This window comes from Bacillus sp. FJAT-42376 (assembly GCF_003816055.1).
GTDB lineage: Bacteria > Bacillota > Bacilli > Bacillales > Bacillaceae > Metabacillus_B.
Genome location: NZ_CP033906.1, coordinates 4,041,400 through 4,067,396 on the forward strand (window position 1 = coordinate 4,041,400; position 25,997 = coordinate 4,067,396).

General features: G+C 43.6%; 19 protein-coding genes. 3 read left to right on the forward strand and 16 right to left on the reverse strand.

Features of this window, described 5'->3' with window-relative positions; all coding sequences use genetic code 11:
- Positions 1-8: 8 nt before the first annotated feature.
- Together CEF21_RS20320 and CEF21_RS20325 are read right to left on the reverse strand one after the other, a co-directional pair.
- Positions 9-317 carry a DUF4387 domain-containing protein gene (locus CEF21_RS20320; protein ID WP_123919558.1) on the reverse strand — a complete coding sequence of 103 codons (309 nt, stop codon included), beginning with the start codon at positions 315-317 and terminating at the stop codon, positions 9-11.
- On the reverse strand, positions 301-1,674 hold the full coding sequence (locus tag CEF21_RS20325) for an acyclic terpene utilization AtuA family protein (RefSeq protein ID WP_123919560.1): 1,374 nt from the start codon (positions 1,672-1,674) through the stop codon (positions 301-303). The genes CEF21_RS20320 and CEF21_RS20325 overlap by 17 nt, the downstream gene beginning before the upstream one ends.
- A 211-nt stretch (positions 1,675-1,885) precedes the next feature.
- On the opposite strand from CEF21_RS20325, the gene CEF21_RS20330 reads away from it, so the two are divergent.
- Positions 1,886-2,302 (forward strand): VOC family protein, encoded by a 417-nt coding sequence (locus CEF21_RS20330; RefSeq protein WP_123919562.1) that lies wholly within the window; start codon positions 1,886-1,888, stop codon positions 2,300-2,302.
- A gap of 175 nt (positions 2,303-2,477) precedes the next feature.
- Here CEF21_RS20330 and CEF21_RS20335 read toward each other — a convergent pair whose 3' ends face one another.
- From CEF21_RS20335 to CEF21_RS20365, 7 genes are all read right to left on the reverse strand, one after another.
- Positions 2,478-2,918 carry a cell wall hydrolase gene (locus CEF21_RS20335; RefSeq protein WP_123919564.1) on the reverse strand — a complete coding sequence of 147 codons (441 nt, stop codon included), beginning with the start codon at positions 2,916-2,918 and terminating at the stop codon, positions 2,478-2,480.
- A 280-nt stretch (positions 2,919-3,198) separates the two neighbouring features.
- On the reverse strand, positions 3,199-4,830 hold the full coding sequence (locus tag CEF21_RS20340) for an ABC transporter substrate-binding protein (RefSeq protein ID WP_123919566.1): 1,632 nt from the start codon (positions 4,828-4,830) through the stop codon (positions 3,199-3,201).
- A 17-nt stretch (positions 4,831-4,847) separates the two neighbouring features.
- The gene (locus tag CEF21_RS20345; protein ID WP_123919568.1) at positions 4,848-5,732 is read right to left on the reverse strand and encodes a carbohydrate ABC transporter permease; all 885 of its coding nucleotides are present in this window, start codon (positions 5,730-5,732) and stop codon (positions 4,848-4,850) included.
- A gap of 20 nt (positions 5,733-5,752) precedes the next feature.
- On the reverse strand, positions 5,753-6,679 hold the full coding sequence (locus CEF21_RS20350; protein ID WP_123920459.1) for an ABC transporter permease: 927 nt from the start codon (positions 6,677-6,679) through the stop codon (positions 5,753-5,755).
- Between the two features lie 231 nt (positions 6,680-6,910).
- Positions 6,911-8,206, reverse strand: a complete 1,296-nt coding sequence (locus CEF21_RS20355) for an ABC transporter substrate-binding protein (RefSeq protein ID WP_123919570.1) — start codon at positions 8,204-8,206, stop codon at positions 6,911-6,913.
- The gene (locus CEF21_RS20360; protein ID WP_241156725.1) at positions 8,203-9,819 is read right to left on the reverse strand and encodes a response regulator transcription factor; all 1,617 of its coding nucleotides are present in this window, start codon (positions 9,817-9,819) and stop codon (positions 8,203-8,205) included. Before CEF21_RS20360 ends, CEF21_RS20355 begins: the two co-directional genes overlap by 4 nt.
- Positions 9,812-11,581 carry a sensor histidine kinase gene (locus tag CEF21_RS20365; protein ID WP_123919572.1) on the reverse strand — a complete coding sequence of 590 codons (1,770 nt, stop codon included), beginning with the start codon at positions 11,579-11,581 and terminating at the stop codon, positions 9,812-9,814. Before CEF21_RS20365 ends, CEF21_RS20360 begins: the two co-directional genes overlap by 8 nt.
- A gap of 1,766 nt (positions 11,582-13,347) precedes the next feature.
- Between CEF21_RS20365 and CEF21_RS21985 the strand changes: the two genes are divergently transcribed.
- Positions 13,348-13,998 (forward strand): methyl-accepting chemotaxis protein, encoded by a 651-nt coding sequence (locus CEF21_RS21985; RefSeq protein WP_481747688.1) that lies wholly within the window; start codon positions 13,348-13,350, stop codon positions 13,996-13,998.
- 151 nt (positions 13,999-14,149) lie between these two features.
- Positions 14,150-14,587 (forward strand): hypothetical protein, encoded by a 438-nt coding sequence (locus CEF21_RS20375; RefSeq protein WP_123919576.1) that lies wholly within the window; start codon positions 14,150-14,152, stop codon positions 14,585-14,587.
- Positions 14,588-14,826: 239 nt separating this feature from the next.
- On the opposite strand, the gene CEF21_RS20380 is transcribed toward CEF21_RS20375, so the two are convergent.
- The 7 genes from CEF21_RS20380 to csrA all read right to left on the reverse strand — a co-directional run bounded on the left by CEF21_RS20380 (position 14,827) and on the right by csrA (position 25,990).
- The gene (locus CEF21_RS20380; protein WP_241156726.1) at positions 14,827-15,873 is read right to left on the reverse strand and encodes an ADP-ribosylglycohydrolase family protein; all 1,047 of its coding nucleotides are present in this window, start codon (positions 15,871-15,873) and stop codon (positions 14,827-14,829) included.
- Positions 15,874-15,887: 14 nt separating this feature from the next.
- Positions 15,888-18,059 carry an ADP-ribosyltransferase gene (locus CEF21_RS20385; RefSeq protein WP_123919578.1) on the reverse strand — a complete coding sequence of 724 codons (2,172 nt, stop codon included), beginning with the start codon at positions 18,057-18,059 and terminating at the stop codon, positions 15,888-15,890.
- Between the two features lie 25 nt (positions 18,060-18,084).
- Positions 18,085-18,351, reverse strand: a complete 267-nt coding sequence (locus CEF21_RS20390) for a DUF5344 family protein (RefSeq protein WP_123919580.1) — start codon at positions 18,349-18,351, stop codon at positions 18,085-18,087.
- A 215-nt stretch (positions 18,352-18,566) separates the two neighbouring features.
- Complete coding sequence (locus CEF21_RS20395) at positions 18,567-18,986, reverse strand: hypothetical protein (protein ID WP_123919582.1); 420 nt, start codon at positions 18,984-18,986, stop codon at positions 18,567-18,569.
- 449 nt (positions 18,987-19,435) lie between these two features.
- Positions 19,436-24,085: a beta strand repeat-containing protein gene (locus CEF21_RS21665; RefSeq protein ID WP_241156727.1), complete on the reverse strand. Its 4,650-nt coding sequence runs from the start codon at positions 24,083-24,085 to the stop codon at positions 19,436-19,438.
- A gap of 624 nt (positions 24,086-24,709) precedes the next feature.
- Positions 24,710-25,597 (reverse strand): flagellin Hag, encoded by an 888-nt coding sequence (gene hag, locus CEF21_RS20420; RefSeq protein WP_123919584.1) that lies wholly within the window; start codon positions 25,595-25,597, stop codon positions 24,710-24,712.
- A gap of 174 nt (positions 25,598-25,771) precedes the next feature.
- Entirely contained in the window at positions 25,772-25,990 is a 219-nt protein-coding gene (gene csrA / locus CEF21_RS20425; protein ID WP_123919586.1) for a carbon storage regulator CsrA, read from the reverse strand.
- Positions 25,991-25,997 lie beyond the last annotated feature (7 nt).

Consider the following 25,997-nt stretch of genomic DNA (forward strand, 5'->3'; position numbering starts at 1 on the left):
GATTGGTTTTAGATTTCAATAGAAAATAGCGGAGCGTGCTGCTGGGCTCCGTACACATCCCGGTCTCCGATCGTTCCGGAGGACACCGTCCGTGCCATCGTGATTTTGATGCCGAGGGCCTGATCGAAGAAAACCAGGTGATGAATTTGATTCTCTTCTACCCCATAAAGCCGGGAGATTGACTGATGTGTGATTTTCCCTGAATGCTTGACCTTTTCATAGCTGGCAGCTGAATCGAACAGAATATCCAGCGTCAGTTCAAAAGGCCCTGAATTTTTACTGCGGATGATTTTTGCCAGTTCATAAAGAGAGGCCATCGGTTACCTCCTGATAATAGACGGTGAAGAAATCTCTTTTTGCCTCCATTAAGTGATAAATCGAAAACTCATACACAGGGCCAAATTCAATGTCACTTGGAGCGAACGGAAAGGCCAGATTGCCTGCAGTGGATTTCCGGTTTTCGTAGCCAAAGTGCAAAAACGTAGACCTTACCGTTGCACATATACTGCTTGCGAGCTCCTGGGTTTTCGCGAGCACTTCAAACATGACTCCAATCTCATGTCCGGAAAACGGGACCGTCTCCATTTCTCCGAGTACACCATTTTTGCCGTAATGGTAAAACCGGATATCATAATCGGCATCATCAATGTCCGAATAGTATTCGGCCGCCTGAAGCTTGACCTGTTCTTCTACTTCTTCAAGACGCTCAAGCAGGAGCGGATCGCGGACCCCCGCCAGCACAAAGGTCCGGTACGCAGCCTCCTTTGCCCCTTCAAGCTTGATGAAGTACGGATCCGATTCGAGGTAGCGGCTATTCTTCACCTCTACCACGCCAGGCTCCAATTCCTCAAACGAGCAATGCTCCAGATCGAGGGTAAAACCCGGACCGTGAAGAATATACGGGTGTTCTTTTTCATAAAAGGTGTGCGCGGCCACACTGACAGGCGTGCAGGCTCGTTTCTCGCTCAGTGCCTGTACGGTAAAGGAATCATGGGTCAGCGTTCCAAGAATGCAATCCTTTGTTGTTCCCGGCTCCGCGCAAAGGGCTCCGCATTCTAATATTTTTCCAAGATGATAGCTCAGTCCGGGATCTTTTCCATGAAAAAGTCCGATCGCTGCAAAGGGAGATGGATCATAGGCCCGTCCGCATACAATGATGTCACTACCATTCTCTAATGCTTCTAAAATCGGTTCGTGCCCCATTTGGGCAACAATGGAATGAGTTTGAAGAATGGTTTCTTCGTCTAAGGCAGGAATGTTTGGTGTGAGCGGTTTAATTTGATGAAGCTGGTTCGCCTTCATCACGGTTTCTTGAAGAATATCTGCTGGAATGATCGCAATTTTGGCGGATAAGAAGTGTTCGGATAAAATTTCATGAATGATCAAAAGGGTCCAGTCAAGATGCGGCTTTGCTCCCGCTCCTCCTGCAGAGCCGATGACAATCGGGATTTTCCTTGGCAGACCCTGGGTGATGAGCAGCTCCAGGTCCTTTTTGGCGGCCCGGCGGCTCACAATAGATACACCGGCGCCCAGTTTATGCGGACCCGCATCGGTTGAGCCCGCATCGACCACAATGCCATGCACGCCGTATTCAAGCCCCTTCACAAAAGAAGCAGCAGGAAATCCGTATCCAAGCATCCCGCACGGGGAAAGAATTCTGACCATATCGGCCATTGCGGACGCCTCCTCATATAGTAATAGACTGCCGTACTACTATATGATATGTAATCGCTTACAAATAATAGTAGTTGTAATTCTTTTTCCAGTCAAGGCTGAGCGGTGATTTTGTCGAAAAATAACCGAACAAATATTCTTATTGATAAGAAGGAAATAAGGCGAGTAAGAACGAATGGAAGGATGAAACCATTTTAAAGGAGTGTTTAACATGAAGCATCAAGCGACACCTTACCTTACTTTCAACGGAAATGCAAAAGAAGCATTGGATTATTACAAAGAATTGTTTGGAGGAGAAATAACAAACGTTCAAACTTATGGACAAGCAGATTTCCCCACTCCCCCTGAAGCTGACGAAATGATTCTTCATGCACGCTTTAAACAAGGCCCGCTATTTTTTATGGCCTCCGATGCCACTTCAGACCGCGCTGTAACAATTGGCTCCAACATCACCCTCGCTCTTGAACTGGAAAGCGAAGAGGAAATTCAAACCATCTACTCAAAACTAAGCGAAAAAGGAACGGTGCATATGGAGCTGCAGGACACGTTCTGGGGAGCGAAATATGCAAAGGTAACCGATCCGTTCGGAGTGACGTGGGATCTGAATTTCGAGAAGGGGAACGGCTGAACTTACTCTTCTTAAAAAACCGCTGCCTTTACATTTGGTAAGCCAAAGCCATAACCCGGAATCTGTATGAAACGATAGAAAAAGCCTCTTCCGGAGAGGAGAGGCTTTTCTGATAACCACTATTGAAACGCCCTTTCATCTGTGAACCAGCGCCCCAGCGCCAAACTCGTCTCCGCTATCCGCCATACACACTGGCACACGTTCCCGCTTTCGGTTCGTAATAACAGTGGTTCTTGTATTGACCCGCTTTCGGCTGGCCATACCACGTTGGAGGACACGGGGCATACGGGTTAAAATACCACAGGGAAAACTTGGCCGGATGATCCCGCCAATAATCCAAATTCTTTTTGGCCAGTCTTTTTTCCACCGACCTCGCCCGGTTATAAAAAACATTTCCCTTCTGAACCGCCTCAAATGAATAATTCCCGCCCTGCACCTGAAAAATAACCTGCCGGACCGTGCGCACATCTTTAAAGTCGAGGCAGGTGGCTTTTACACGGTTTACAATGACGTTCCCCACATACAGCATCCCCTGCTGCCCTTCCCCTTCCGCCTCCGCCCTCATCATCCGTGCCATCAAGGCAACATCAGCATCTGTGTATTTCACTCTGGGCATTTTGATCACCTCAAGATAGTTTATGAGGGGATGGGGGTTTGATGTCACAATGGAGGCTGGGCAGGGTGGTTTCTGTTCAAAAGGCAAGAAACCGCTTAAATCCAGAGTAGTTAGCAACGCATATGATCCTGAATTCGGAGAAAGTAAATTTACAATAGTTGAATTTTTGCTATCCACAGGAACCTTTAAGATTTTCCTATACAGATTCCCTGACATTGTAAACTTTATACTCGTCAAAAAGTAAAGAAGCCGATCTATGTATCCGATCGGCTTCTTTTTTTCAGTTTGCAGAATGGTACTCATCCAATGCTTTTTGTTTAATGTTGATGAGCTTAGACAGCCCGCTTTTCTCTAGCTGCTTCAAATAGCCATCCCATTGTTTTTCAATTCCGCCTTTTTGAATCCATTCTGCTTTCTTCCGTTCTGCTAAAGGCTTAATCGCTGTTTCCAGCTGTGTCAGCTCGTTCAAATCCTCCTGATTTAATAAAATCGGCGGATAGTTGTACGTTGCTTTCATATGAGGAACATAGGTTTCATGCAGAATTTTAAGTCTCCATGCCGCATCATCCGGTTTTGTTGAGACCGTACCATAATACTCGTCTAAAACGGCAAGCGGACCGTCGGCATTTGTCTTTTGTCTGACATCCCATGGTGACGCATCCCCGAGCGGCAAGTGCTTAAGATTGCCGTCAGCAGTCTTTTCAAAAATATTCTGCTGTTTTTTATCTCCATACGTTCCCCAGTTATTTTGCACAGACTGGCTCGGCTCATAGGCTTTGTCAACCCATTTAGCTGTCAGTTCAAGGTTCTTGTTGGCATTCGTAATAACCATTCTTCCACGGTCAAATCCATAGCCGTTGGTGCGGGCCACATTGGTTTCACCGTTTGGCCCTTTCAATGGAGGAAGCGGGACATAGTCCTCGTTGTTGCCGGAAATATTGGCGCGATCCCATGTAAAATACATTCCGTAGCGGCCGTTTTTCCCCTTTGCAACATATGTGTTCCAGTCTTGAGTATAGGCTTCCTTATCAATCAGCCCCTGTTTCTGAAGCTGATGAAGCCAGCTGATTCCCTCTTTATACCCTTCCTGTGCTGCCGTATACATGACTTTTTTATCTTCTGAAACGACATAATGGTCGTAGTTATCCCCTAATCCAAAAGCACCTAATAGCATGGCAGGGTCTTCTCCTCCATGATTAATCATAAAGGACATCGGGATAATGTCATTTCTGCCTTCCGGTTTCTTTTCTTTAAAAGCAACCAGCACATCTTCCAGCTCTTTTGTTGTGGTTGGCATCTTCAGTCCCAGCTCATCCAGCCACTTCTTATTGATCCAGGGGATATCATCGAGCGCCTGTATGGCTTCTTTTCCGCTGCCAAGCTCCTCTATCCACGGGAATGAATAAATATGGCCATCAGAAGCGGTAATCAGCTTTTTGTATTCCGGACGTGCCTCCAATACTTTTTTGAAATTCGGCATATGCTTTTCAATTAACTCATCCACCGGCACAATGACTCCCTGCTTCGCGTAGCGGAGGATATCGTTATCTCCCAAAGCGGCATGAAAAACTGCATCCGGAAGATCTCCGCTTGCCAGCTCAAGATTTCGTTTATCCCCAAACTGCTCCCAAGGATAATTTGTCCAGTCGATATGAACGTTTGTATCTTCTTCATACCTCTTCCAAATTAATTTGTCATTTGGATCCTTAGGGGCGATTGGTGAACTCTGCGTTAAAAATTTAAGGGTGGTCTTTTTCTCTAATGGAAATGAAACATCTTTCAATTCATAGCTGGGCGATGAATTCTTTCCCGCTGCATCGGTAGAGCTTTTTGAATTGGAGCATCCTGCCGCCAACAGTGAAGCGGCGAGCATCGCTGCAAAAACAGCTTTCAATTGTCTGTTTTTCTTCATTTTTTTCCCTCCAGTTATTATCCTTTAATGGATCCGACCATGACACCTTTTTCGAAGTACTTTTGGAAGAACGGATAAATTAAAATTAATGGCAGACTTGAAATGATAATGCTTGAATACTTAACCATTTCCGCTATTTGCTGAAGCTCCGCAGTGTTTTGGGCATCCTGAATCATACCGGGTCTCGGTTCCATCTGAACAAGAATGGACCTCAGGACAATCTGAAGCGGCTGCAGGTCTTCGCTCTTTAAGTAAATCATGGCGTCAAAGTAAGAATTCCACTGCCCTACAAACTGATATAAAAGAAGCACGGCAATGATCGGTTTGCTTAACGGCAGCAGAATCCGAAAGAAATACTGAATTTCAGACGTTCCATCCATTGCGGCTGCTTCCCGAAGCTCACTTGGGACCCCTTTAAAATAAGCCCTTGCAAGGATAATATTCCATACATTGACAGCCCCTGGCAGCAGAATGGCCCAAACCGTATCCAGCATGTTTAAGTTTTTAACAAGAAGATACGTAGGGATTAACCCGCCTCCAAAGAACATCGTAATGATAAATAGAGTCATGATGATCTTTCTGCCTGCAAAGTCCGGCCTGGACAGCGGATAGGCTACACCAAGTGTGACCGCTACAGACAGGATAGAGAAAGCAGTAGAATAAAATAATGAATTTCGAAACCCGGTCAGAATGGAACCGTCTTGAAATATACGCTCATACCCCTGCAGCGTCCATTTGGATGGATCCAGGGTCAGACCGCTGTTAAGCAGGGTGGCCGGATCCGTAAAGGAGGCCATCAGTACATAGAGAAGCGGCGTCACCACCAGCAGAACGATAAGAGTTAGCACAATTCCATTGGTTATAAGAATTCCTTTGTCCGTTTTCGTGTGATGCTTGAACATGGGCGATCTCCCTTCTCCGTTTACAAACCCTCTCCTTCGTTAAGCCGCTTCACAATTTTGTTTACGCTTACAAGAAGAATGACATTGATGACGGCATTGAATAGGCCAATTGCGGTTGAATAGCCGTAATCCCCCATCTGCAAGCCAATTTTATACACATACGTTGGAAGGATTTCCGATGCCGGCAGATTCATAGACGTCTGCAGCAAGTAAGCCTTCTCAAAACCAATACTCATGATGTTTCCTGCGGCAAGGATAAATTGAATGACCATGATGGGCTTAATCACAGGAAGCTCAATATGGATAATCTGCTGAATAATATTGGCGCCATCAATCTTCGCTGCATCAAGCAAATCCTGGCTTACATTGGATAATGCGGCTAAATAGACGACAGAAGCCCATCCCGCAAACTGCCAGATATCGCTAATGATATAAATGGACCGGAAGTATCCCGGTTCTGTCATAAATGAAAGACTTTCTCCGCCAAAGAAGACAATCAGCTTATTGATCGGACCGACCGGCGAGAGGAAAATAAAAACCATACCGACTACTACGACTACTGAGATAAAATTGGGTGCGTACAAAACGAGCTGAACATTTTTCTTGATGGCTGTCCTTTTAATACGCTGGATCATGATGGCCAGGATAATGGGTACCGGAAACCCGAACAGCAGACCGAACGCACTGAGCAGAAGTGTATTCGTAATCAGGTTCATAAAGTCCGGTGTGCTCATAAACTTCTGGAAATTTTCAAGACCGATCCAAGGACTCCCCATAATCCCCATTAAAGGGTTGAATTCTTTGAAGGCAATGATCGCTCCATACATTGGAATATACTTAAAAATGACTAATAAGATCAGCGCCGGCAAAACCAGCAGATAAAGCTGATAGTTGGTCTTCATATACTTTAGAGTAGAATTGATTTTCCGGGCTTTCACGGTTTCCATATGGCCCGTTTGATTCTGTTTTTTTTGATAAACCTGTTCCACCGTTTCCCCCCTCTCTTTGTAATGACCTGCTGGATTTACTTTATCAGAAAGTTCAAAAGGGATAGTTTAAGATTTTCAGATTGGATCGTTTAAAATTATCGGCAATTGAAACCGCTTACAAAAGAGGACGGGCCTGCACCACATAAAAAAGGCAGCCCAGCACCTGCCGGACGGCCTTTTTTGATTATTCTACTTAACTTCCTTCAAACCATCATTTATCTTTCTGGCTGCTTCCCTGGCTGCATCGCGTACGTTGCTGCGGCCAATGCCAACCTCCTCAAACAGCGCTTTAATGGACTGGCTGATTACAGGATAAGCGGGGGTAACCGGACGGTTTTTCGAGTGGTTTTGGGCTTGATACACAAAAATGTTCTTCGGATACGTGTTCAGATCCGGAAAGTCTTTAGCTACCGACATCCGAACCGGTATATCCCCGGTAATCTGGACATATTTTTTTACCCCTTCACGACTGGTCAAATATTTGATAAAGGTCCAGGCCTCTGCCTGATGTTTCGTTCTGGAAGAGATTCCGATCGCCCAGCCGCCGTTCGGCACCGCCTGGTACTTTGCTCTGGGCAATGGAGCAACGCCTATATTCCCCTCGTTTTTGAAGATTTCACCAACCGCCCATGAACCGAGCACTGACATCCCAAGTTTTCCTGAAAGAATGGCATCAGCCGGCAGTTCCATTGCTGCTGCATGATCCTTATGATATAAATCCTGATAAAATTGCAGTGCCTTCAGTGAATCTTCAGAATCGATATAACCGGTCGCTGTTTTCCCGTCCGGACTTAGAACGTCCCCTCCAAACTGCCAGAGAAACGGCAGCTTAAAGTATGCGGCAGATTCACCATCACTAAATCCCTGCGCAGGGTCGATCCCGATGATTCCTTTTTTACCATCAGTCAGCTGTTTGGCAATCCGGGCTGTTTCTTCCCACGTCATAGGTTTCCCTGGGTCTGCCGAAGGAAACGGGATACCTTTCGCCGCAAACAGTTTTTTATTGTAAAAGAGAGCAATACCCGATTCTGTGATCGGTACGATATAAATTTTATCCTTGTAGCTCATTCCTTCAAGAGCCGCCCGGGGATAATCAGCGAGCTCCCCTTCCGTTTTCATATGGAAATCAAGCGAAAGCAGGGAACCGGTGTTGGCGTACAGTGCCAGAGTAGGGCTGTCAATCGCCATAAGATCTGGCGGGTCTCCGGTTGCAAGTTCAGTTCTTAGCCGGATTTCATAATCACTGTAGGGAAGAAGCTTCATATCAATGGATATGTGCGGATTTGCTTTTTCAAAGTCTTTAATCAGCTTTCTGTACGCTTCATTCTCCAATTCATTTCCGTTGTTTCTCCAAAAGATGAGCTGTACTTTTTTACCGGAAAGATTTGTTTTCTTTTTATCATGCTCCTGCTTAGTGAACGGGGTAAAAACAAAGAGCACGATCATTACGGCTGCAAGCAAAAGGAATGGTGCCCATTTTTTCATCCTCTTCCTCCGTTCTTCTGCTCGATGCTTTCGCCCATTTGGGTTCTAAATTCGACTGGCGTGCATCCAAAGTGCTTCTTAAAGACAGTGCTGAAATAGCCGGAGCTTGAAAATCCGACCAGGTTGGCCACATCAATAATTTTAAGCTTCTTGTCTTTCAAAAACGAGGAGGCCTTTTCCATCCTCAGCTTTACGAGATAATCGCTGAAATTCAGTCCGGCATCCAGTTTGAATTTTTCCGAGAGGTAGGAACTGTTTATATGAAACAGATCCGCAAGCATCGTAAGCGAAATTTCACTGGAGTAGTGTTTATCTACATACTGCCTGACAGAATCAATCATAAATCGTCCATTGGACAGACGAGTAAGCTTGATCTTATTAATAATCTCCTCTGCAAGTAAGAGCAGCTGTTCCATCACCTTACGCCGGGAATTAAACTCCCAGATGCTCTGCTGGCAGTTCCAGACAGCCGAACGGATGACTGTCAGTTCCAAATCGTACTTTCCGGCAAGCGATTCCAGAAGGAACAGAACCCTGCTGGCAGAAAAAGAAAAGGAAAAAACGGATTGCCCCTCTTCTCTATCCAGTGCATCCTTTATGGAACGTTCAAAGTCCTTTAAGCTGCAGCTTTCGATCGCATTCAGAAGTTTCTTTTCCAAGTCAGCAGAAAACTCCCATGGACGTTCCGCTGATAATTCCAGGTTAACAACCTGGGAATTGGAATGAAGCTCACTCTGACTCCATGCAAGCAGACTCGATATATAGCCTTTTTTCAGATTCTCAAGTCCCCTCATTCTCTTCCCAACACCGACGACCGTTTCCACATGCAGATATTTTTTTGCATGGTCCTGGATCATAGCAGCAAGGTCCAAATCTGACTCTGCCTCCTCCGAAAGAATAAGGAAATGCATCATCATGGCATAGCTTGGGTCATAGAAGGTATAGACTCCATCAAAGGAGTCCGAGATTTCCTTGCACAGCATACGAAAAGGGAGCCACAAATCCTTCATTTGTTTTATGTCCCTTGAACCGTCCCTTATTTCTGCAGATAGCAATTGAAAACTTACCGTGTCTTTCCCCAGGTATTCCAATTTCAATTGCTGCAGCCTGGCGACTGCCAGATCAACATGGTAAATTTCCTCCTTCACAAGGTAAAGAAGATACTGTTCCTGCACTTCCTGAAGCTGAGAGTGAAAGAGCTGACGCATCATGGAGGATTCAGCCTGCCGCTTCCTCTCCTCCTTCAATTCCGCTTTTATTTTATGGAGTACACCAAGAAGTTCATCCGGTGCTACAGGCTTTAATAAATAATCCTTCACGCCTTCTTTCATGGAGCCTCTGACAAGTTCATAGTCCGAATATCCAGACAACACGACAACCTTTACATGCGGAAATTCCTCCTGGCATACCCTTGCGAGTTCCAGACCGTTCATCAGCGGCATCCTCATATCGGTAATCAATACCTCAATATCTATGCTTCTCAATACATCGAGTGCTTCTTGGCCATTGGCTGCCTCGCCGGCAACGATAAATCCTTCATCCTCCCACCGCACCTTCATGCGCAAGCCTTTTCGAACTTGGATTTCATCATCTGTAATAAGGACCTTAATCATCGCGATCACCTCTGTCTATATCGATCACAAGCATAATTTCCGTTCCTTCACCCTTTACGGACTGGATGGAGAAGGAAAAGCGATTCCCATAAAATAATTTCAGCCTTCCCAGCACATTGCGCAGGCCAATGCTTTCTCCGCTCCCTGAAAGCACATGTGCCGTATCACTTTTTGCCTCGTCACCCGTCAATGCATGGATCTCTTCTTCGGTCATCCCGATCCCTTTATCCTGTACGACAAGAAAAAGCTGATTTTCTATTACCTTTGATTGAATAAATATATCCGCAAATGTTTTCTCCTGAAAGCTGTACTTTACCGCATTTTCCACTAGCGGCTGGAGAACAAATTTGATGATCATGAGATCCTTTGACTCCTGATCCTCTTCCAGCCGTATAGAAATCGCATCCTCGTAGCGCAGTTTTAAAATATCTGTGTAGCTGCGGATATACTTTATCTCTTCCGCTAATTTCACTGTATTGCTTTGCGTGTTGAGAGAGTACCTCATCATTCTCCCTAAATAATAGCTTACATCGATGACTTCCTTTGTCTTCCCCTGTGCAGCAAGCCCGCCTATGATTTCAAGCGTATTATTTAAAAAATGAGGATTAATTTGAAGCAATAACGCTTTGTATTCCGCATCTTTCCTGCGTATATTCGTCTCATATTCCAGTTCAATCAGGGACTTCAGCTGATCCATGCTGTGGTGAACTACTTTGATTAAATAGTCCACTTCCGTGTTTCTGGACTTAATCACAGGCATCGATTTTTTAGCCCCGATGAAGTCTCCCTTTTCCAGAAAGCGCATGGAGCCCGCAAGCTTGCCAAGAGGACGTGCGATATTGGAAGACAGGACAAATGAGGCAATGATGGTGATCATGAAAACAATCGTACTTGTAACGAGGAGACTCCTCTGAAGACCGTTTATTTCCGAAAATAAATCAGACCTTGTTACTTCTGTAACGGCAATCCAGTCGTCTACCGAAAGCTTTTGATAGTAAACAAGGTAGTCTTCTCCCTGATTTTTCAGCTGAACCAGCCCTTTTTTATCGGGCCTTTTGATCATCTCTTTCATACTTCTTTCCAACACTGCCTTTGGGGTTTGAATCTCCCCGCTTAAAACGTTCTCACCGCGCTTATTGAGCAAATAGGCATGCCCGTTTTTGCCGATTTTCACTTTTTGCAAGGCATTCTCCAGCAGCGGAACTGGTACGTTTACTTTAATAATCCCGTATGAAACGAACGTATTCAGGTCGAAAAAAGGCAGAATATAACTGGTAACCGGGCCTTGATACGGCTGAAACTGGTCCTGATGCTTTTTAATAAACCGGCGGTCAGATAGAATATATTCCTGATACCACCCAAGTTCATTTAAAGCTTGATAGTTTCCTAACGTACCTGTCCCGTCATTTAAAATGGCTGCTGCTGAAAGGCCATTCGAGTTATTGATCATCATAGAGGAAAGAGAAGACTTCACCTGATTTTTTTGCAGCAGCTTTTTTTCCTCCGGTACGGATTCATCCATCTTGATCCACTTCTGACTCATCTCATTAACAAGTACCTGCTTTCCTAAATCCTGAGCCTGTGAAGTAATCGAATTAGCATAAAGCGAATATTGGTCAAGCGCTGCCACCGTTAATTCCTCTGTCTGCTTTTCTATAATCGAAGTAAACCATCCTGGAACAATGAAAGATAACGCAATAAGCGGAATCGTCAGCAAACAAGTAAATATGATAAATAATCGATTGCGCAGGGAAAAAAGCATGACTTCGCCTCCGGACATTGAAAGCACTTACATTTTGTTGTTCTATTAAAATATTTGAAAGAGGCGATTGAAATCCGCAGCAGAGATTAACTTTGCCGCTACGACAAAGAGCAAATTAGACCAAACTCTGCAAGATATGTTTTTAAGGGAATAATAGCAGTTTCTTACTAATAAGGAAAGAGGACATTCAGTTTCTATTACAAATTTAGGGAAGTTGGCAGAGTGGTAGGAGTACGGCTGTGGCAGCTAATAGATTCTGTAAGTCTCTTTGTCTGAATTTGATATTCTAACGTTACACTTCTATGCTAGCAAGATAAAAAAAGAACCCGCCCCGTAAAAACAGGCTGGTTCTTTTATCGTATTGAAGAAACTTTAAGAAGGAAATCGAATTCAGTCGTTTCCTCCTCCGTCACCTAAGTCGAAGAAATCCCAATCACTGTCTGAAGAAGAGGAATTCCCTTTTTCTTTCCCATTCAGATGATACGTGTAAAAAAACGAAGAACAGCGGTATCGATGAACCCCCAGTATGAATATCTGAACCTGCATAAAATTCCACATGCTATTTCCATGATCAATAATGGAAGGTAATCTACTAGTGATTTACTGCTAAATCATTAAAAAATTAGTCAATCATTCCGATAAATAAGGGAATACCGCTTTAATAGGGAATCATATGGGAGGAAGACATGAATAAGCTCAGCAGCAAAATTGCCGTCTTGCTTACAATCGGGATGTTTATTGTATTAGCAGGAAATATACTCATGATTTACTTCAGCACACAAAAATCGGTAGAATCATCGATTCGAAATTTCAGCATGAATCTGTCAGACAATATTTCTTCAAAAATGGATCGTGAGAGGTACTCGAAGTTTATACATAGCCCAAAAGAAAACAACGACTATTGGAAGCTAAGGGAAGAACTGAATGACTTCCGGGAAAAATCAGGCGCGTTATATGTATATACCTTAATGGCTAAATCTAATAAGCTCTATGTTATGATTGACGGTCAGCCCCGGGATGAGAAAAAGGCATCCCCCCTTATAGAGTTGTCTTCCACAACAAGCTACAAAGACATCCGCTCTGTATTAAGTGGAAATCATTCCAGCTCTCCTATCGTCAAAGATCCCAAATATGGAAATTACTTATCTGCTTTCTCGCCGATTATACATGAAGGGAAAGTCGTTGGAATTTTAGGGGTGGATATTGATGCAAAGAATGTCCATTTGATCACGAAGAACGTTTTAAAAGAACAGCTTCCTATCTTCATCACTGGAAATGCACTATTAATTGCCTTTATGATTTTTTTACTCATCATATTGATTAGGAACCGTTTAAAACCATTGGCCATTATTCAACAGGCTTCCGAACAAATCGCTGAAGGAAACCTAAAAGACGGACAGAAGATATTGGATTTGATAAAGATAAAGGGGCAGGACGAAATCGAGCAAGTCTCAAAATCTTATAAAGAAATGATTGATAAAAATATAGAAATGATCAAAGAAGTACAAGGATCTGCACAGTCACTGCTAGCTTCATCAAAAGAAATCGAAGACAAAATGACAGAAATGACCCTGTCTAATACACAAGTTATGGAGGGCATTCGTGAGGTCGCAAGCGGTTCTGACATCCAGCTTGCGCGTACTGAAGATTCTGCACAGGCAATGGAGGATTTAGCTGAAGGAATTCAGATGATTGCGGAAACTTCAAATACAGTGAGTGATCAATCGTCCGCCTTAGCCATTGAAGCAGAAAACGGAGCAATTGAGATGCAGAATATTGTCAGACAAACTGAATTCATCAAATCCTCGGTCAGACAGTCATCCGACATTATGAAAGGGCTTGGCATACAAGCAAACGAAATCAGCGGAATTGTATCTGTCATTACTGATATAGCAGAACAGACCAACCTCCTTGCTTTAAACGCTGCCATTGAATCAGCCAGGGCAGGAGAGCAGGGGAAAGGGTTTGCAGTCGTTTCTCAAGAAGTCCGTAAACTAGCAGAGAGCTCAAAAGCATCGGCTGAACAAATTCGTCAAAAACTTACCAGCTTTAAATTGACCATTGAAGAAGCTGTAAAAGAAATGGAAGAAGGGACAAACCTGGTACAGAATAATACTCAGACTGTGTTAGAAGCAGAGGAAACGTTTAATAAACTGCTGGAATCTGTTGAAACAGTTGCCAAGAACATTCAAGCTGTCTCCGGGACCACTCAGGAAATGTCCGCCAATACAGAGGAAATCAGCGGGGCATTTGAGGAAAATTCAATTCTCTCAAAAGAAACAGCCCTAATCACAGCGAAGGTTGCAGAATCCACAGATAAGCAGGAAGAAATCGCGGATCATGTATACCGTTTGACTGTATCTTTAAGTTCTTTATCCAAAAAGTTAGAAGAGTCGATTGTTAAATTTGTTATTTGAACCTGGCTGTGCTAAGGCACAGCTTTTTTCTATAGGAAAAGCCTTTTTTCCTTTTGCTTACTTAATAGTAATCTATCCCCTTTTCTTTAAATGGAAAATTTTATACAATATTATTAACAATCATAAGATATACAGAGGGGTATTTATATTAATGAAGGAGCAAATTACTGATAAAGATCAAATCCTCTATAACAACTTAATTGAATTGCATAATACCTTAAAAGATGAATATGGAATTAAATCCTCCGAAATTGGAAGCAGACTAGGAAAGACTACATATGATGCATCTGCCTACCTCTCTCCAACTCTAAAAAAACTCATCAAGAACGGTGCCGTTGAAAAAGTGTGCCGCGGGCACTATAAGCCGATTACATATTCTTGTATTAACGGGATCTTTTTTGAAATAAAAATCAGGTTATTCCCATATAATATTAGTTCATTTCCATTCTCCCTCATTAAGACAGCAAGACTTAATAAAAAATCCAGCCATCAGTCAGATAGCTGGTTGCCTTCACTTACCAATAAATACTCTCTAAAGCTTCTCCACTTCTTCATTTGGAATAGATACGTTCCAAATATTAAAAACTGATCAAACTTTTCAAGCAGCAGGCTAAAATTATAGACAACTAACAGCGCGCTGTTTAATGGCCGGCTTTTTGTTCTAAAAACCCTGTCAGATATGTAGATGACATGATATTTATTGCTATCTGCCATTAAGTTCACAGCTCCAGCCTTTTCCTAAAAGAAGAGATTGATCATTCTGTTTGAATATCAAGCTCCTTTCAGCACCTTCTAAAAAAACTCCGGCGGCGGCCGAAGTTTTTTCTATCATTCCCCGTACTCTTCTTTTATCCCTTTCTCCGCACAAAAATCAAAAAACCTGTTTAGCAGTTCATCAATTTCCTCCTTCTTCACAATCGCATCCAGCCACTCTGCAGGAATGGCATCCATATGCCGGGATAAATGGCCATCCACTTTGTGCAAAATACCGGCCATCGTTCCTGTGATGGAAGCGACCGTATCGGTGTCATCGCCTAAATTAACAGCCTTCAATACTGCCTCTTTAAAGCTTGAAGTATTGCCAAGGCACCATATCGCTGCTTCCAGCGTATGAACCACATAGCCATCGGAACGGATTTCATTTTCCGGCAGATGAAAGAAATCCGGGCTAAAAAGCCGGGAGTAGTGCTGCAGTTCGATTGTGTAGGGATGATCCGCTTGAAAATTGTCAGCAAATAGCTTTTTAATTTGCTGCAATGCTGTTTCCGGATTGTTGTTATAGTAAATCCTTATTAAAAATTCGATATAAATAATCGATCCAACAATCGATCGCGGATGGGAATGAGTTACCTCACTATATTTTTTTATCGCTTCTGCTTTCTCAGTAAAGTTGAAATTTTTATAGAGGGTAAAAACTAGAGGTGCAATTCTCATTAATGCGCCGTTTCCATTATCAAATTCAGAGCTGCCCCCACATTCACTTGGAGGTAATCCATTTTCATACCGATTAATGGATTCAATCGTCGTCCTGCCAATATCAAACATCTCACCATAAGGGGTCATATATCCTTCTGTTCTGTATCGGGTGAACTTATCAAGCAGATTCCCTGCATCTCCGTCTTCCAGTAAATTTTCAATGAGACATAAAGTCAATGACGTATCATCAGACCATGTTCCAGGAGGCTGATTATACGTTCCGTAACCGGTAACTTCTTGGATATGAAAGCTCCCTCTTTTTTTAAACTCAACAGGTACCCCTAATAAATCACCCACAATTCCTCCATAAAGAGCGGGCATCAGCCTTTTCTTTAGACCAATTTTTAAAAATGTTATGCTATCGTCTTTCCATTTATCTTCTAAGCTTCCTCTTCTCAAAATTTACACCCTCTTTAAGCAAAGTCTAATTTTATATACAGTCTATCATCATTATCTAAGAATGCTTTTCTAATGACCATTTCTTGGCGTGCCTGCAGCAATAACTCTGCCTCGTCTGGAAAGTGACTAATTTGCCCCAAATAAGCCCCATGTGCACCTTTAGGAACATTAATCTCCCATGAAACAGGCAAATTTTGAAATGATGCACTTTTTGTGATTGATGTACTGGTAAACCCGTAATCAATAAAGGTTTTTCCAACTAATTCCTCAGCTATAATTCTCCCCTCATCGTTAAGAGTGATCATTTCATCCAGCGGTCCCATATCTGTACCACGGAAAACTTTTATTTCATGAGGCACTTGTGCTTTATATAAGCTCGACGTGAGATCTTGGATAACACTTGGATCCACCCCATGCAGACTGTCACTAGTTCCTCTAAGATATCGATTAATTTTGCTGTAATCATTTCCTGTATATTGTTTTAATGCTTCAACTTCTCTATCAGACAAGTTATCAAGCCAACTCGAATAGTGTTTTTCTCCCCATTTATGTGCTTCATCTAAAGTTTGAATCGTTTCTCTTGGTAATGAATCTGTCCCTCTTCCACTATTAGAAGAGAACTTAGTCAGAATCTCACCAAGCGGTCTCTTTTCCACATCAACTAAAGGGAGTTTCACACCGTTAGTATCTGCATTCCAGACTTTAACATTAACGGGTACAGGGATGTTAGCAACCCTTTTTACTGTGTTTCTCATTGTTTCATTGGCTGTTGATATATACCTATTGGCTGTTCCAGCTGCTGAACGGAAAGCTTCACCAACCTTTGACCCTACCCGGCTGCCAATTTGCTTTAAAGTTTCATCAGCTTTAATCAGTTTGCTCTTTACCAATTCCGTACTATAAGGAAATTTGCTTCCAAGCTTCTGCAGGCCGCCTTTATCAATAAAATGGGAACCGCCACCAATTAGTCCCATGGTCAATCCATTCCACATAGCCTGTTGTCTCTGCTCTTCAGTAAGCTGGTTGCCAAACATATCCTCACCGGTGCCAAACTCCCAGGCACTGTTTGCGGTATAAAGTCCGTATATCCCTTTTTCTGTCTTATTGAGGATATCCATGGCTTTAACACCTTTATAGGAATCAAGCAGGTGAGTGGCAGTGCTCAATCCTTTAGCAGTTTTATAAAGAGCACTTCCTCCTTTAATTGCACGGCCTGCCCAGCCTACAACCGGTATAAAGCCAGCGGCTGCCATTGCACCGGCCGCCACTCGTTCAGCATCGGAAAGCTTTCGGCCGGTAACAGGATCGACACCCGTAGTGGCACGGACAGAATCATAGTATCCGCTGAATTCCCCCGCAAACGTTTTGACGCCATCTACCGCCTTCTCATACCACGGTTTATTTTTTTCAGCTTCAATTCTTGCTTTTTCTGCTTCAATCCGAGCCTTCTCTGCAGCAATTTCTTCCCGTATTTGCTTAGCTTTAGTCTCCTGGTCTTTAAACGTCTTTACTTTTTCTGATACGGATTTTCGAACATCTTGTATCGCATTTGCCTGATAGGCTTTTGCATTAAAATTAATAGGCTGTACGGTTCCGCCTTTAGATGTTGCTTCCATGATCGCGATATATGCCTGCTGAACGGCTGATTGTGCATCCATACTATCCATATAGCGGCCAATCAGTGTACCTTCATCCAGATCATTCAAAGCTTCCACCGTTTCCGTCCTTTTCTTATCCGCTTTTTGCCTATTCGTTTCAAATGATTCCTTAGAAAATGGAGTGAGTGAAATAATATCTTCTATACTGCCAAGAATCGCTTTCAACTCACTATGCTGTGAATCAACCAGTGACTGACTATTTTTTGATCCAGTTTCCAGCTGCTCTTCTAAAAAAGGAATGACTAACCTTGAGTCATCCGATAAGTTGGCATCGCCTGCATACCCTGGTACAGCCTGATAAAAAGCAAGCAAATGCTCAATCAGCTTCTTCCAGTCCCCTACCAAATCAATTTGGGCCTGATAGAAGGCTTTGATGTTATCCGCGCCTTTTCCCTGAAACTCAGCGTTATCTACCAATGCCTGAAATTTTTTCTCAAGAGAATTCAGCTTGCCATTTAACGTGTGATACTGACTGATTCTTGCATCGATGGCCGTGAACAATCTGCTTGAATCATAAACCTTCCCCATTTGCCACGCTGCCTTTCATCCTAATTTAAGAATGAGTAATCGCCTCATCCTGTTCTTTTAAAGATGTAACATTCGCTTTTGTATCCTCAATATTCTTTGAAACTGCCTCTATGTACTCTTTGGCCATCCTGTGAATGGACTCCTCCCGCTGAAGCATGATGTCAGTAAATGCAAGCTTCATATCGCCCAAAGAAGCAGCATCAAAAGGTTCAATAACAACCTCCTTCAACGCGTTTTCCATTTCTTTTAGCTGACTCATTACTGTTGTATGATCAAGTTTAATTGTCGTCATTATTCCACCTGCCTGAATTAGAATATACCATTCTCCTAATTTTAACATTTGAGTACTCCGTGTCCCAATTGGCAGAAAGTCCTGCATTTTAAGCGGCATTATTAAATAATAAGAGAAAAGAACTGGATACATCAAAACAATGCAGGACTATAGATAGGATCTGAACAGCAAAAACACTTCTTCCCAATCAAAGAGGTGTTTTTAAAGAATGCAGTTTAGTAATAATCAACCGTTAAAATAGGAGCATAAACAGTGTCTTCCCCGCCGTAGTTTTCCAGTACATCACTTGTAAAATATGCAGGAGTGGAGGCTGAGAGCCGAAGCTGAGTTTTCCCTGTTTTATTGATATTTACGAAGGCAGTTGAAGGAAGACTGATTTCTGTGAACCCCTGATTGAAAGCTGGTGACGCAAATGACGCCACAGAAGAAGCTGAAGGTGCGGCACTGTAATCCGCCTGTTCCAGCACGCTGCTTGTCCCAAATGCTCCACTTTTTATATCCACTTTAATGGAGCTGATTGTCCCTGATAGAGATTTGCGGTAGACTTTTAGTTTTACTCCGGTGATGGCGGCTGAATCAGGAATCGTGCCTGTGTCGAAGGATAAAATGGTTCGATACGTGTCTGCATTATACATTCCTTTGTCTCCAATTTTGTGAACGGAAGGACTCAATCCATCTGCCGCAAGACTTCAGCCATAGGCTTGATAATTACCCTTCCAACCAAAGAGCCATCGTCCCTGTTCATACATTTGAACAATTCCCCATAAAAATCGACTTTTACTTAATAACCAATCACCTATGTAATATACACCTCGCAAGGCCTTCATAACTTCTTCTTATATATCTATAAAATCAAATTCGAGTAAAAAGATGAATCCTGTCGATTATGCAGTTGTTCCTAATCTAAATAAAAAAATTTTTTTGGGAGAAATATTATCAGATTACTGAAATAGAGGAATCTTCTAACAAGTTATGCACCTGATAAATCACTTCCCATGCAGATTGAATGTAACTAAATAACAAATGAAAAAGATGACGTCTATATAATGACGTCACCTTTTGCTTAGTCTTTATTTCTAATTTATTACTCAGCTATAAATTCTTTAGCTACTCTTAAACTATCCACTTTACCTGGATAAATAACTGAAATATAAACTGTTCCTGCAAGTTCTCCAAGCTGTTCAATTGAAACATTTGCCGAGGTTTTCCCAGAACTTACAGTTGCTGAACCAAGCTCATTCCCGCCGGTTGCAGAATCATATACTTTTATTTCTACTCCTTCTTTAAGCCCTGTTACTCTCACTACATCAGCAATGCCATCGTTGTTCAAAATAACAATGTTGTTAACGAGCGGCGCTGGCGTTAATTCGGCGTCATATGCCTTCGCTGTTCTGGTGCTTTCCAGCTTGTCTGCATTTTTCACGGTCACATATACCGATCCTGCATTCACATTGATTTGCGTGATGTCGATTTTTACTGAGGTTCCGCCCTCGGCCACGGTGCCCGTTCCAATGGCTGTTCCCCCTGTTGCCGCGCTGTATACGTTCACGATATCGCCCGATACAAGTCCTGTCACTTCCACGGTATCTGCGATACCCGCTTTGTTGTTCGTCACCGTGATGCTTCCAGCTGCTAGAGCCGCTGATACCGGTTCTGTCACATACGTTTTCGCTACACGGGTACTTTCCACCTTGTTCGGCTTCGTCACCGTTACGTAAACTGTTCCGCCCGTTCCAGTCAGTAAATCTGTTTTCGAAATCGCAACTTCTGTTTCTCCTTCTTTCACAGTAGCGGTTTCAAGTACTGTTCCGCCCGTTGCAGCTCCATAGACATTCACTACATCGCCCGCTTTTAGGCCCGTTACTTTCACCGTGTCCTCATCACCGGATTTATTGTTCGCAATGGTGATGGCTGTTGCGAGAAGCGCTGGCGTTAATTCAGCGTCATATGCTTTTGCTGTTCTGGTGCTTTCCAGCTTGTCTGCATTTTTCACGGTCACATACACCGATCCCGCATTCACATTGATTTGCGTGATGTCAATTTTTACTGAGGTTCCGTCCTCCGCCACAGTGCCTGTTCCAATGGCTGTTCCACCTGTTGCTGCGCTGTATACGTTCACGATATCGCCGGATACAAGTCCTGTCACTTCCACGGTATCTGCGATACCCGCTTTGTTGTTCGTCACTGTGATGCTTCCAGCTGCTAGAGCCGCTGATACCGGTTCTGTCACATACGTTTTCGCTACACGGGTACTTTCCAACATGTTCGGCTTCGTCACCGTTACGTAAACTGTTCCGCCCGTTCCAGTCAGTAAATCTGTTTTCGAAATCGCAACTTCTGTTTCTCCTTCTTTCACAGTAGCGGTTTCAAGTACTGTTCCGCCCGTTGCAGCTCCATAGACATTCACTACATCGCCCGCTTTTAGGCCCGTTACTTTCACCGTGTCCTCATCACCGGATTTATTGTTCACAATGGTGATGGCTGTTGCGAGAAGCGCTGGCGTTAATTCAGCGTCATATGCTTTTGCTGTTCTGGTGCTTTCCAGCTTGTCTGCATTTTTCACCGTCACATATACCGATCCCGCATTCACATTGATTTGCGTGATGTCAATTTTTACTGAGGTTCCGTCCTCCGCCACAGTGCCTGTTCCAATGGCTGTTCCACCTGTTGCTGCGCTGTATACGTTCACGATATCGCCGGATACAAGTCCTGTCACTTCCACGGTATCTGCGATACCCGCTTTGTTGTTCGTCACTATGATGCTTCCAGCTGCTAGAGCCGCTGATACCGGTTCTGTCACATACGTTTTCGCTACACGGGTACTTTCCACCTTGTTCGGCTTCGTCACCGTTACGTAAACTGTTCCGCCCGTTCCAGTCAGTAAATCTGTTTTCGAAATCGCAACTTCTGTTTCTCCTTCTTTCACAGTAGCGGTTTCAAGTACTGTTCCGCCCGTTGCAGCTCCATAGACATTCACTTCATCGCCCGCTTTTAGGCCCGTTACTTTCACCGTGTCCTCATCACCGGATTTATTGTTCGCAATGGTGATAGCTGTAGCTGCTGGAGCTGGTGTCAGTTCCGCGTCATAGGCCTTCGCCGTTCTTACACTCTCCAGTTTGCCTTCGTTTTTCACAGTTACATATACAGATCCTGCATTTGCATTGATTTGGGCAATGCTGATTTTTACAGATGTTTCTCCTTCTTTAACTGTCGCTGTACCAAGCGCTGTTCCACCGCTTGCCGCTCCATAGACCTTCACGACATCTCCAGACGTCAGTCCTGTCACTTCCACGGTATCTTCAATACCGACCTTGTTGTTCGTGACTGTGATGGTGCTCGCTGCTACGGCTGATGATACCGGTTCGGTTACATACGTTTTCGCTACACGTGTACTCTCTACCTTGTTCGGCTTTGTAACCGTTACATAGGCTGTTCCGCCGGTGCCAACAAGCAGATCCGCTTTGGAAATCGTTGCTTCAGTTGCCCCTTCTCCTACTGTTACCGTTGCAAGGGCTGTTCCGCCCGTTGCGGCTCCATATACGTTGACAATGTCTCCCTCTTTCAGACCTGTTACTTTCACAGTGTCTTCATCACCGGATTTTTTGTTTTCAATGGTGATAGCTGTGGCTGCCGGAGCTGGTGTCAGTTCCGCGTCATAGGCCTTCGCCGTTCTTACGCTCTCCAGTTTGCCTTCGTTTTTCACAGTTACATATACAGATCCTGCATTTGCATTGATTTGGGCAATGCTGATTTTTACAGATGTTTCTCCTTCTTTAACTGTCGCTGTACCAAGCGCTGTTCCACCGCTTGCCGCTCCATAGACATTCACGACATCTCCAGACGTCAGTCCTGTCACTTCCACGGTATCTTCGATACCGACTTTGTTGTTCGTGACTGTGATGGTGGTCGCTGTTACGGCTGCTGATACCGGTTCGGTTACATACGTTTTCGCTACACGTGTGCTCTCTACCTTATTCGGCTTTGTAACCGTTACATAGGCTGTTCCGCCGGTGCCAACAAGCAGATCCGCTTTGGAAATCGTTGCTTCAGTTGCCCCTTCTCCTACTGTTACCGTTGCAAGGACTGTTCCCCCTGTTGCAGCTCCATAGACATTCACTACATCGCCCGAGTTTAGGCCTGTTACTTTCACAGTGTCTTCATCACCGGATTTTTTGTTTTCAATGGTGATAGCTATGGCTGCCGGAGTTGGTGTCAGTTCCGCGTCATAGGCCTTCGCCGTTCTTACGCTCTCCAGTTTGCCTTCGTTTTTCACAGTTACATATACAGATCCTGCATTTGCATTGATTTGGGCAATGTTGATTTTTACAGATGTTTCTCCTTCTTTAACTGTCGCTGTACCAAGCGCTGTTCCACCGCTTGCCGCTCCATAGACCTTCACGACATCTCCAGCCGTCACTCCTGTCACTTCCACGGTATCTTCAATACCGACCTTGTTGTTCGTGACTGTGATGGTGCTCGCTGCTACGGCTGATGATACCGGTTCGGTTACATACGTTTTCGCTACACGTGTACTCTCTACCTTGTTCGGCTTTGTAACCGTTACATAGGCTGTTCCGCCGGTGCCAACAAGCAGATCCGCTTTGGAAATCGTTGCTTCAGTTGCCCCTTCTCCTACTGTTACCGTTGCAAGGGCTGTTCCGCCCGTTGCGGCTCCATATACGTTGACAATGTCTCCCTCTTTCAGACCTGTTACTTTCACAGTGTCTTCATCACCGGATTTTTTGTTTTCAATGGTGATAGCTGCGGCTGCCGGAGCTGGTGTCAGTTCCGCGTCAAAGGCCTTCGCCGTTCTTACGCTCTCCAGTTTGCCTTCGTTTTTCACAGTTACATATACAGATCCTGCATTTGCATTGATTTGGGCGATGCTGATTTTTACAGATGTTTCTCCTTCTTTACCTGTCGCTGTACCAAGCGCTGTTCCACCGCTTGCCGCTCCATAGACCTTCACGACATCTCCAGCCGTCACTCCTGTCACTTCCACGGTATCTTCAATACCGACCTTGTTGTTCGTGACTGTGATGGTGCTCGCTGCTACGGCTAATGATACCGGTTCGGTTACATACGTTTTCGCTACACGTGTACTCTCTACCTTGTTCGGCTTTGTAACCGTTACATAGGCTGTTCCGCCGGTGCCAACAAGCAGATCCGCTTTGGAAATCGTTGCTTCAGTTGCCCCTTCTCCTACTGTTACCGTTGCAAGGGCTGTTCCGCCCGTTGCGGCTCCATATACGTTGACAATGTCTCCCTCTTTCAGACCTGTTACTTTCACAGTGTCTTCATCACCGGATTTTTTGTTTTCAATGGTGATAGCTGCGGCTGCCGGAGCTGGTGTCAGTTCCGCGTCATAGGCCTTCACCGTTCGTGTGCTCTCCAGTTTGTCTGTACTTTCAACACTTACATAGACATTGCCTGCATTGACGCCCACTTGATCAATTAATATTGCAGCTTCATTAGTTCCATCTGCTACAATACCCTTTGCTAACGGAGTTGAACTGGAAAGTGAACTATAGACTTTTACTACATCTCCCGAATTTAGTCCGGTAACCTTAACTGAATCTTTAATCCCCACCTTATTATTCAAGACAGTAATTGCAGAAATCTCTGGAGATTTAGCCACTTCCATAGCACTAGAAGAGACCGGACCAATAGTTGATAGGATCAATGATGAACTAATTGCTATACCAGTCAAAACCCTTACTTTATGATTCTTCACTCTATTTCCCCCAATGTATTTGTAATATGTATAAATTAACTAAAGTAATTAACATTATTTACTTTTCACTATATTTATTCAAAGCAATATTAAGTAATGTTCAATGGCGGCCGTCCATAGGAACACTACTATTTACCTATCTAATATCGGCTATTTAAGGAAGGTTTTAATAGATTTGGATGATAATTGAAAAATTTTTTATACTAAATATAAATAAAAAGAAGACTTCCGTAGAAGTCTTCTTAAGTCTCCAATTAACGAAGCAATTGAAGAACACCTTGTGGTTGTTGGTTGGCTTGCTTTGCCGCCACGCCTTTCAGCGATGGAATAGACTATATCTTCATCCTTAAGGTTGTTCTTAAGGAGCCGGGCACTTCGAATGGCTGTTGCCATCCTACGGATTTCATCGTCATGGCATGTCGCTTTAGACGGTTTATCCTAGTCGTTGAACCTTCTCCAGAGTTTCCTCACAGGAGCTTGGCTGCTGATTATCCAATCTTTCTTCTTTTCAGCCCTTCACGTTTGCCGTTTCCAGCTGCGTTGTGGGGAAGAAAGCTTCAGGAAGTTCCAGCAATTCACCCAGTTATGATCCAGCTCGTTACCAAGCGGGACGCCCTGCAATCATTATCTCAAAAGTTGTAATACACCTTGAGGCATTTGATTGGATTGAGCCAGCATTGCTTGTGCTGCTTGAGAAAGAATAGAGTTCTTTGTTTGGTTCATCATTTCTTTCGCCATATCTACGTCACGGATACGAGACTCAGCAGCTGTTAAGTTTTCAGAAGATGTTCCAAGGTTATTTATTGTGTGCTCTAAACGGTTTTGGTTTGCGCCAAGTTTGGAACGCTCAGCAGATACAGTTTCAATAGCATTATTAATAGTGGTAATTGCTGACGAAGCTGCAGCTGCATTTGTTGAAATATCAATACCAGCAGTAACTGTTGCATCTCCACCATTCGTTGCTGCTGCACCAGTTGCAACTAAAAGCGAAGCGGCATCCATTTTGCCAATTGCAAGTGTCATTGTTTGACTTTGATTAGCACCAATTTGGAATGTCAAATCGGCTGCACCTGTAACTGAACTAGCTGAATCGCGTGATCCATCAAGTAATTTCATTGTGTTAAATTCAGTTGTGTTAGAAATACGAGTAATTTCTTTTGCTAATTCATTTACTTCCTTTTGAAGTTCCCCACGGTCAGCACTTGTATTAGTATCGTTGGAAGATTGAACTGCCAATTCACGCATACGTTGAAGAATATCATGAGTTTCATTGAGTGCACCTTCAGCAGTTTGAATTAGAGAGATACCATCTTGAGAATTTCGAGATGCTTGGTCCAACCCACGAATTTGTCCACGCATTTTTTCAGAGATTGCTAGACCAGCAGCATCGTCTCCTGCACGATTAATACGAAGACCTGAAGATAATTTCTCCATTGATTTTCCTTGTGCACCATTAGCACTGTTCAACTGACGGTAAGTGTTAAGAGCAGCGATATTGTGATTAATTCTCATTTTATTATTTCCTCCCTGATTTTCGGTTCCACATCCATGTGGTTATTTTAAGCAGTGTTTAAAGTCGGCCGCCTTTAAGTACTGCTTGTTACATATCTTATATCGACATTCCTTTACAGGGTTTAATAGTTTTTCTGGAAAAAAATAAAAAACCTTGAGCTCGTGTCTCAAGGTTTAGGATTTCTTTAAGTTCTTCAGTAAATCGATCGATACGGAAGCTGCGCTGCTGTTTTCTTCCTGAATCGATAAGTAGATTTCTTTGCGGTGGATGTCAATGTTTTTTGGGGCATTGATTCCTAGTTTGACTTGTCCGTCCTGGATGCTGACGACGGTGATTTCGATGTCTTCGCCTATTTGGATGGCTTCGTTTAGTTTTCTGGTTAGTACGAGCATGTTCCTG